The 8,562-nt window shown below is 67.2% G+C and carries 8 protein-coding genes; 2 read left to right on the top strand and 6 right to left on the bottom strand.

Features of this window, described 5'->3' with window-relative positions; translation table 11 throughout:
- The 6 genes from AC3WQR_RS09270 to cyoA form a co-directional block, all read right to left on the bottom strand.
- On the bottom strand, positions 1-1,382 hold a 1,382-nt coding region (locus tag AC3WQR_RS09270), incomplete at its 3' end, for an ATP-binding protein (protein ID WP_492741820.1).
- Complete coding sequence (locus AC3WQR_RS09265) at positions 1,366-2,190, bottom strand: SURF1 family protein (protein WP_492741819.1); 825 nt, start codon at positions 2,188-2,190, stop codon at positions 1,366-1,368. The genes AC3WQR_RS09270 and AC3WQR_RS09265, both read right to left, overlap by 17 nt.
- Complete coding sequence (gene cyoD, locus AC3WQR_RS09260; protein WP_062469089.1) at positions 2,190-2,612, bottom strand: cytochrome o ubiquinol oxidase subunit IV; 423 nt, start codon at positions 2,610-2,612, stop codon at positions 2,190-2,192. The genes AC3WQR_RS09265 and cyoD overlap by 1 nt, the downstream gene beginning before the upstream one ends.
- Positions 2,609-3,250: a cytochrome o ubiquinol oxidase subunit III gene (gene cyoC, locus AC3WQR_RS09255; protein WP_492741818.1), complete on the bottom strand. Its 642-nt coding sequence runs from the start codon at positions 3,248-3,250 to the stop codon at positions 2,609-2,611. Before cyoC ends, cyoD begins: the two co-directional genes overlap by 4 nt.
- On the bottom strand, positions 3,243-5,249 hold the full coding sequence (gene cyoB, locus AC3WQR_RS09250; RefSeq protein WP_492741817.1) for a cytochrome o ubiquinol oxidase subunit I: 2,007 nt from the start codon (positions 5,247-5,249) through the stop codon (positions 3,243-3,245). Before cyoB ends, cyoC begins: the two co-directional genes overlap by 8 nt.
- A gap of 1 nt (position 5,250) precedes the next feature.
- Positions 5,251-6,276: a ubiquinol oxidase subunit II gene (gene cyoA / locus AC3WQR_RS09245; RefSeq protein ID WP_062469097.1), complete on the bottom strand. Its 1,026-nt coding sequence runs from the start codon at positions 6,274-6,276 to the stop codon at positions 5,251-5,253.
- Positions 6,277-6,466: 190 nt separating this feature from the next.
- On the opposite strand from cyoA, the gene AC3WQR_RS09240 reads away from it, so the two are divergent.
- Both AC3WQR_RS09240 and AC3WQR_RS09235 read left to right on the top strand, forming a co-directional pair.
- Complete coding sequence (locus tag AC3WQR_RS09240; RefSeq protein ID WP_492741816.1) at positions 6,467-7,807, top strand: MFS transporter; 1,341 nt, start codon at positions 6,467-6,469, stop codon at positions 7,805-7,807.
- 79 nt (positions 7,808-7,886) lie between these two features.
- Positions 7,887-8,555, top strand: a complete 669-nt coding sequence (locus AC3WQR_RS09235) for an HAD family hydrolase (protein ID WP_062469103.1) — start codon at positions 7,887-7,889, stop codon at positions 8,553-8,555.
- Positions 8,556-8,562 lie beyond the last annotated feature (7 nt).

The following is an 8,562-nucleotide window of genomic DNA, read 5'->3' as shown; positions in this document are numbered from 1 at the left end:
GCCTTGGGGGCGGCGGTGTCCGCGAGGGCAGTGGCGGCGTCGTCTTCGTCCTCTTCGAGCACGATGGCCGCCAGCGGCAGCGTGATGGTCACGATGGCGCCGCCCTCGGGGCGGTTGCGCACGGCGACGCGTCCGCCCAGGGTGCGCGCCACGTTCACGACCAGGAACAGGCCGAGCCCGCCGCCGGGCCGGCCCTTGCTCGACTGGTAGGGCTTGCCGAACTCCGCGAGGATGGCCGGCATGAAGCCGGGGCCCGCGTCGGTGACGGTGATGGTGAGCGCGTCGGCGTCGTGCGTGGCTTCCAGGCGCAGCCAGTGCGGCGAGGCCTCGAGCGCGTTGTCGAGCACGTTGCACACCATCTGCTTGATGGCCGAGTCGGACACCATGGGCAGGTCCTGGCCGAACAGGTTCTCGTAGTCGAACTCCTCGACCGGGCGCGTGGTGCGCCATTCTTCGACGAGGTCGTCCAGGAAGGTGCGCACGGTGGTCTCTTCGGACGACTCGCCGCGCGTTTCGCCGGCCGACAGCAGGATGCCGCTCACGATGCTCTTGCAGCGCTGGATCTGCACTTCCATCTCGGCCACTTCCTGCAGCAGCTCGGGGTCGGAGCTGAAGTGCGGCAGCCGGCGCCAGTCGCCCAGGATCACGGCCAGCGTGGCCAGCGGCGTGCCCAGCTCGTGCGCCGCGCCCGAGGCCAGCAGGCCCATGCGCACGATGTGTTCTTCTTCGGAGGCGCGCTGGCGCAGGTCGGCCAGGCGCGCGTCGCGCACGCGCAGGTTGCGGCTGATGCGTGTGATGAAGACCACCAGCAGCGCGGCGTTGAGCGCAAAGCACACCAGCATGCCCTGCACGTAGGGGCTCCACAGGCCGCGGTCGTGGTCCAGCGGCAAGGGCAGCGGGCGCGAGAACAGCGCCAGGCCGGCGAAGCACAGGCCGGTGATGACCACGATGGTCCAGGTCGACCAGGCCTTGAGTAGCACAGCGCCCAGGATCACCTGCAGCAGGTACAAAAAGACGAAGGGGTTGGTGGCGCCGCCGCTGAGGTACAGCTGGGCCGTGAGCGTGGCCACGTCGACCAGCAGCGCAACGAACAGCTCTTCGTTGGTCACGCGGCCATGGATGCGCAGGCGCAGCAGGCTCACCATGTTGAACAGCGCCAGGCAGGTGAGCACCTGCAGCATGTGGTTCAGCGGCAGGCGGATGCCGAAGCCGTAGTGCACCACGAGGATGGTGGCCACCTGCCCGACCACGGCGAACCAGCGCAGCTGGATCAGCTGCTGCATGTTCTGGTGGCCGATGGCGTTGTCCAGGCTCGCGACGCCCGCGCGCGGGGCGTGCAGCTCGCCGGCCACCGCGACGAGCTTGTCAGTCGCGGCGGGCATCGGCGGGGTCGGGGCGTGCGGCGTCGGCATGCGGTGCATTTTCGCCGCTACCGTCTTGCGATGCCCGCCGGCGCCGGTCGTCGCGCCACACGAACCCGTAGGCGCCGAGCACCATCAGCGCCAGCCCGTACCAGGTGAGGGCATAGACGAGGTGGCTGTTGGGAAAGGCGATGACGGTGAGGCCGCCCGCCGGCCACGTGGGCGCGGCCTGTGCGGGCGCGGGCCCCGCCTCGGCATCGACGAAGTAGGGCGCCACGTCGGCCAGGCCGCGCGCGGTGGCAATGGCCTGCACATCGCGCGAGAACCAGCGGTCGGCCGCGGGGTCGTTCGTGCGCAGGAAGCCGCCCTTGGGCTCGGTCAGGCGCAGCAGGCCGGCCACGGTGGTGTCGCCCTGGGGCTCGGGGGCAGTGCGCGCCGCGCGTTCACGCGCTTCAGGCGGCACGAAGCCACGGTTGACGAGCACGACGCTGCCGTCGGCGGTGCGCAGCGGGGTCAGCACCCAGAAGCCGGCACCGAGCCGGGTGCTGGCCTGCACCAGCGCTTCCTTGTCATGGAGGAACGTGCCGCGAAGGCGCACGTGCCGGTATTCGTCATTGGCCGCGTTGACCGTGGGCCATTCGGATCGCGCCGGCGCGTCGGCGGCCGGGGCGTGCACGCGCTGGTCGACGCGGGCGATGAGATCGAGCTTCCAGGCCCTGCGCTCGACCTGCCAGGTGCCGAGCGCGAGAAAGCCGGCAAAGGCTAGGAGGGCGCAGACCGCCAGCGCCGCACGCGTGACAACGGAGCGCGGGCGGGCGGCCGGGGCCATCAGGGCATGTTCTTCATGTCGTGGACCATGGCCGGCATCATGTTGGTGTTCATGTGATACATGACCCACAGCGAGCCGGCCAGCGTGATGACCACGAGCACCAGCGTGAAGATCAGCGCCAGCATGTTCCAGCCGCCTTCGGACTTGGCGTCCATGTGCAGGAAGTACACCATGTGGACCACGATCTGCACCACGGCGAAGCCGAGGATGACGAGGGCGGTGGTGCTCGGGTTGGCGATCACCTTGCCCATCACGAGCCAGAACGGGATCGCGGTCAGGATCACGGCCAGCACGAAGCCGGTCATGTAGCCCTTGAAGGTGCTGTGGCTGACCGGGCCGTCGTCGTGGTGGTCGCCGTGACCGTGGCTGTCGTGTGCGCCGTGGCCGTGTGCGGCGGTGGCGGTGTGTGCGGGGGCGCTCATGCCATCGATCCCATGAGGTAGACAAAGGTGAAGACGCCGATCCAGACGACGTCCAGGAAGTGCCAGAACATCGACAGGCACATCAGGCGGCGGCGGTTGGCGGCGGTGAAGCCGTGCTTGGGCAGCTGGACCATCAGCACGACCAGCCAGATGATGCCGAAGCTCACGTGCAGGCCGTGCGTGCCCACCAGCGCGAAGAACGACGACAGGAAGGCGCTGCGCTGCGGGCCGGCGCCTTCGTGCAGCAGGTGCGCGAACTCGTACAGCTCCAGGCCGATGAAGCCCAGGCCCAGCAGGCCCGTGATGGCCAGCCACAGCAGCACGCCGCCCATGCGCTTGCGCTGCATCTCGAGCATGGCGAAGCCGTAGGTGATCGACGACAGCAGCAGCAGCGAGGTGTTCATCGCCACCAGCGGCAGGTCGAACAGGTCCGCGCCCGAGGGGCCGGCCGCGTAGTTGCGGCCCAGCACGCCGTACACCGCGAACAGGCACGCGAAGATGAGGCAGTCGCTCATCAGGTAGAGCCAGAAGCCCAGCAGCGTGCCGTTCTCGGGGTGGTGGTCCTCGTTGCGGACGTGGAACAGGTCGAACGCCGGTGCGTTCGCGTTCCGGGAGGGGAGGGCGGTGGTATCAGACATGGGCGGTGGCCAGCAGGCGCGTGCGTGCTTCTTCGGTGCGAACGACTTCTTCCGCGGGGATGTAGTAGTCGCGCTTGTAGTTGAAGGTGTGGGCGATGATCGCGACCATCATGGCCACGAAGCCGATGCCGGCCACGAGCCACATCTGCCAGATCAGGGCGAAGCCGCACACCGCGCTCAGCGCCGCGATGACGAAGCCGGCGGCCGTGTTCTTGGGCATGTGCACGGGGCTGAAGCCCTCCAGCGGACGCTGGTAGCCGCGGGCCTTCATGTCGGTCCAGGCGTCGTTGTCATGCACGCGCGGCGTGAACGCGAAGTTGTAGGCCGGCGGCGGCGACGAAGTCGACCACTCCAGCGTGCGGCCGTTCCACGGGTCGCCCGTGGTGTCGCGCAGCGACTCGCGGCGGATGAAGCTCACCACCAGCTGGATCAGGAATGAGGCGATGCCCAGGGCGATCAGCACGGCGCCGAAGGCGGCGACCTGGAACCAGATCTGCAGCGACATGTCCTGGAAGTGGCTCATGCGGCGGGTGACGCCCATCAGGCCCAGGATGTACAGCGGCATGAAGGCCATCCAGAAGCCGACGATCCAGAACCAGAACGAGCACTTGCCCCAGAACGGATCGAGCTTGTAGCCGAAGGCCTTCGGGAACCAGTAGGTGATGCCCGCCAGCATGCCGAACAGCACGCCGCCGATGATCACGTTGTGGAAGTGGGCAATGAGGAACAGGCTGTTGTGCAGCACGAAGTCGGCCGGGGGCACGGCCAGCAGCACGCCGGTCATGCCGCCGATCACGAAGGTGATCATGAAGCCGATGGTCCACATCATGGGCAGCTCGAAACGGATGCGGCCGCGGTACATGGTGAAGAGCCAGTTGAAGATCTTCGCGCCCGTGGGGATCGAGATGATCATCGTCGTGATGCCGAAGAACGAGTTCACGCTGGCGCCGGAGCCCATGGTGAAGAAGTGGTGCAGCCACACGAGGTACGACAGGATCGTGATCACGACCGTGGCGTACACCATCGAGGCGTAGCCGAACAGGCGCTTGCCCGAGAAGGTGGAGACCACTTCCGAGAAGATGCCGAAGGCCGGCAGGATCAGGATGTACACCTCGGGGTGGCCCCAGATCCAGATCAGGTTCACGTACATCATGGCGTTGCCGCCCATGTCGTTCGTGAAGAAGTTGGTGCCGACGTAACGGTCCAGCGACAGCAGGGCCAGCACGGCCGTGAGCACCGGGAAGGCGGCCACGATCAGCACGTTGGTGCACAGGGCGGTCCAGGTGAAGACGGGCATCTTCATCATGGTCATGCCGGGCGCGCGCATCTTCACGATGGTGGCCAGCAGGTTCACGCCCGAGAGCAATGTGCCGACCCCCGCGATCTGCAAGGACCAGATGTAGTAGTCCACCCCCACGTCAGGACTGAACAGGATGCCCGACAGCGGCGGGTACGCCAGCCAGCCGGTCTTGGCGAACTCGCCCACGAACAGCGAGGCCATCACGAGGCCGGCGCCGAAGGTGGTCATCCAGAAGCTGAAGTTGTTCAGGAACGGGAAGGCCACGTCGCGCGCGCCGATCTGCAGCGGCACCACGAAGTTCATGAGGCCCGTGACCAGCGGCATCGCCACGAAGAAGATCATGATCACGCCGTGGGCGGTGAAGATCTGGTCGTAGTGGTGCGGCGGCAGAAAGCCCGCGTTGTCGCCGAAGGCGACGGCCTGCTGGGCCCGCATCATCAGTGCGTCGGCAAAGCCGCGCAGCAGCATCACCAGGCCCAGGATGATGTACATGATGCCGATCTTCTTGTGGTCGATGCTGGTGATCCAGTCATTCCACAAGGTGCCCCACAGCTTGAAGTAGGTCACGGCGCCCAGCAGCGCCAGGCCGCCCAGGATCACGGCCGCGAAGGTCACGAGCAGGATCGGCTCGTGAAGGGGAATCGCCTCCCAGGAGAGGCGGCCGAAGACGAGCTTCGTCAGGTCTAGGTTCTGCAACATCTTAGTCTTCGGTGGTGCACATCGCGGTGACGTACTTGCGCTTGGGCGTGTCGAGGGAGTCGGCCTGCCAGGCCTGTTTGGTGGCGACGTTGAAGGCGCCGGGCTTGCCCAGGCCGCCGTCGGCGTCGATGGCCATCATTTCCTTCATGCACATCTTGTTGCGGTCGACGCACAGGTTCAGGATGGCGTCGTACAGGGCCGGGTCGACCGCGGCGTAGTGGCGCACGGGCTCGCGCTCGCTCGGCACTTCGAGCTTCTTGTATTGCTCGCGGGTCAGTTCGCCCTCTTTGCCGGTCTTGACCTTGGCCACCCACTGGTCGAAGCCGTCATGGCTCAGGCCGTGGAACTTGAAGCGCATGCCCGAGAAGCCCGCGCCGCTGTAGTTGGCGGAGAAGCCGTCGAACTCACCCGGCTTGTTGATCACCGCGTGCAGCTTGGTCTCCATGCCCGGCATGGCATAGATCTGGCCGGCCAGCGCGGGGATGAAGAAGGAGTTCATGACCGACGAGGCCGTGATCTTGAAGCTGATCGGGCGGTCCACCGGGGCGGCCAGCTCGTTCACCGTGGCGATGCCCTGCTCGGGGTAGATGAAGAGCCACTTCCAGTCCAGCGCCACCACCTCGACCACCAGCGGCTTGGTTTCGGCGGGAATCGGGCGCTGCGCGTCCAGGCGGCTCAGCGGGCGGTACGGGTCCAGCGTGTGGGTGCTGATCCAGGTGATCGCGCCCAGCGCGATGATGATCAGGAGCGGCGCGGCCCAGATCGCCAGCTCGAGCTGCGTGGAGTGGTCCCAGTCGGGGCTGTAGGTGGCCTCCTTGTTCGACTGGCGATAGCGCCAGGCAAAGAAGATGGTCAGGGCGATCACCGGAATGATGATGATCAACATCAGCACCGTGGAGACGACGATCAGGCGTCCCTGCTGGTTGGCGATGTCGCCGGAGGGGTTCAACAGCACCGTGTTGCAGCCCGCCAGGAAAATGGCGGAAAGCAGCAGAAGTGCTCGGCGAAGGGTCTTGAGGATGTGCATGCCGGGAGAGGAAAGTGCGAAGGCCGCGCAAAAATGACCCTGCAATCTACGCCGCCCAAGGGATTCCGCCTATTGGACGTTTTGTCCTATGGCGGTAAACGCAATTCGGTGAGACGCTACAGGGTGTCCAGAATTTCCCCTGTGTCGTGCCCCGGCATGACACCCGAATTACAGCCAGCCAGCTAGCAAGATGACGACGTCCAGCATCAGTCCACCAGGCGCCCAGCCTGTGTCGCACCCGACCGAAGGCGGCGCCCGCGCCGCAGACGCCGACCATTCGCACATCGCCCCGGGCGAGATCGCGGTCGGCGTGGTCATCGGCCGCGCCTCCGAGTATTTCGACTTCTTCGTCTACGGCATCGCCTCGGTGCTGGTGTTCCCGGCGGTGTTCTTCCCGTTCGAGCAGCGCCTGGAAGGCGTGCTCTGGGCCTTCGTGATCTTCTCGTTCGCCTTCATCGCGCGCCCCTTCGGCACCGTGATCTCGATGGCGATCCAGCGGCGCTTCGGGCGCGAGACCAAGCTGACCATCGCGCTGTTCCTGCTGGGCACCTCCACCGCCGGCATCGCCTTCCTGCCGGGCTACGCGAGCATCGGCTTCACGGCCATCGTGCTGCTGTCGATCTTCCGCTTTGCCCAGGGCCTGGCGCTGGGCGGCTCGTGGGACGGCCTGCCGTCGCTGCTGGCGCTGAACGCACCGCCCAACAAGCGCGGCTGGTACGCCATGCTGGGCCAGCTGGGCGCACCGCTGGGCTTCTTCCTGGCCAGCGCGCTGTTCGCGTACCTGTATTCCAGCCTGCCGCTGGCCGACTTCCTCGACTGGGGCTGGCGCTACACCTTCTACGTGGCCTTCGCCATCAACGTGGTGGCGCTGTTCGCGCGCTTGCGCCTGGTGGCCACCGACGAGTACGCGCGCCTGCTCGAAGAGCGCGAGCTGCAGCCCACCAGCGTGGTCGAGCTGACCCGCTCGCAGGGCGCCAACCTGCTGATCGGCGCGTTCGCCGCGCTGGCCAGCTACGCGCTGTTCCACCTGATCACGGTGTTCCCGCTGTCGTGGATTTCGCTGTACTCCGACCAGTCGATCACCGAGTTCCTGATCGTGCAGATGATCGGCGCGGTGTTCGGCGCCATCGGCATCGTGGCCTCGGGCCTGATCGCCGACCGCATCGGCCGTCGCTTCACGCTCGGCGGCCTGGCCGCCATGATCGCCGTGTTCAGCGGCTTCGCGCCCACGCTGCTCGACGGCGGACGCATCGGCCAGGACATCTTCATCGTGCTGGGTTTTGCTCTGCTGGGCCTGTCGTACGGCCAGGCGGCCGGCGCCGTGACCTCCAACTTCGCGCCCAAGTACCGCTACGTGGGCGCGGCCCTCACGGCCGACCTGGCCTGGCTCATCGGCGCGGCCTTTGCCCCGCTGGTCGCCCTGGGCCTGTCGGCCCACTTCGGCCTGGCCTTCGTGAGCATCTACCTGCTGTCGGGCGCGCTCGGCACGCTGGCGGCGTTGGGGCTGAACCGGGCGCTGGCGCGGGACTGACCGGCAGCATTTCTCGAACGAAGGGGCCGATGGCCCCTTTTTTCATGGCCGCTGCGTGGCTCGCTTAGGATTCGCCTCGATGTTCACCGCCGCCATTTTTGACATGGATGGGCTGCTGATCGATTCGGAGCGCCCCATCATGGCCGCCTGGATCGCCGCGGCCCGCACGCTCGATGTCGAGCTTTCGCACGCCCAGTACCTGCAATGCGTGGGGCTGGCCATGAGCGAATCGAAGCAGATCCTTGCCGCGCTGCTCGGCGGCCCCGCCGCCTACCAGCACGCGGCGACGCAGGTGACCGCCGCGCTGCAGCTGGAGCGTGCCGACGGCGACGCCCGACCGCTCTTTCCCATCAAGCCCGGCGCGGCCGAGCTGCTTGCCGCCTTGCGCGGACGCGGCACGCGCTGCGCGGTGGCCTCGTCGTCCACGCGCGGGCAGATCGCGGCCTGCCTGGGCAGCCTCGACGTGCTTCACCACTTCGAGGCCTTCGCGGGCGGCGACGAGGTGGCGCGCGCCAAGCCCGACCCGGCGCTGTACCGGCTCGCGGCCGAGCGCCTGGGCGTGGACCCGGCCGATTGCGTCGCCTTCGAGGACAGCGAGAACGGCGCCAAGGCCGCGCTGGCCGCCGGCATGCGCGTGGTGGTGGTGCCCGACCTCAAGCATCCGCCCGAGGCGATCGTCGCTCAGGCCTTTCATGTGCTCGATTCGTTGCACGACGCGATGCCGCACGTGCCGCGCTGGTTTCCCTGACGAAGTC

Source organism: Variovorax sp. FW305-3-2-15-B-LB1 (assembly GCF_058787635.1).
The sequence above is the reverse complement of the archived record's forward strand: the minus strand, read 5'-3'. Positions and strand labels throughout refer to the sequence as shown.

Coding starts and splice junctions, on each gene's coding strand:
- AC3WQR_RS09265 (WP_492741819.1), bottom strand. CDS start 2,190: ATGGCCCCGGCCGCCCGCCCGCGCTCCGTTGTCACGCGTGCGGCGCTG.
- cyoD (WP_062469089.1), bottom strand. CDS start 2,612: ATGAGCGCCCCCGCACACACCGCCACCGCCGCACACGGCCACGGCGCA.
- cyoC (WP_492741818.1), bottom strand. CDS start 3,250: ATGTCTGATACCACCGCCCTCCCCTCCCGGAACGCGAACGCACCGGCG.
- cyoB (WP_492741817.1), bottom strand. CDS start 5,249: ATGTTGCAGAACCTAGACCTGACGAAGCTCGTCTTCGGCCGCCTCTCC.
- cyoA (WP_062469097.1), bottom strand. CDS start 6,276: ATGCACATCCTCAAGACCCTTCGCCGAGCACTTCTGCTGCTTTCCGCC.
- AC3WQR_RS09240 (WP_492741816.1), top strand. CDS start 6,467: ATGACGACGTCCAGCATCAGTCCACCAGGCGCCCAGCCTGTGTCGCAC.
- AC3WQR_RS09235 (WP_062469103.1), top strand. CDS start 7,887: ATGTTCACCGCCGCCATTTTTGACATGGATGGGCTGCTGATCGATTCG.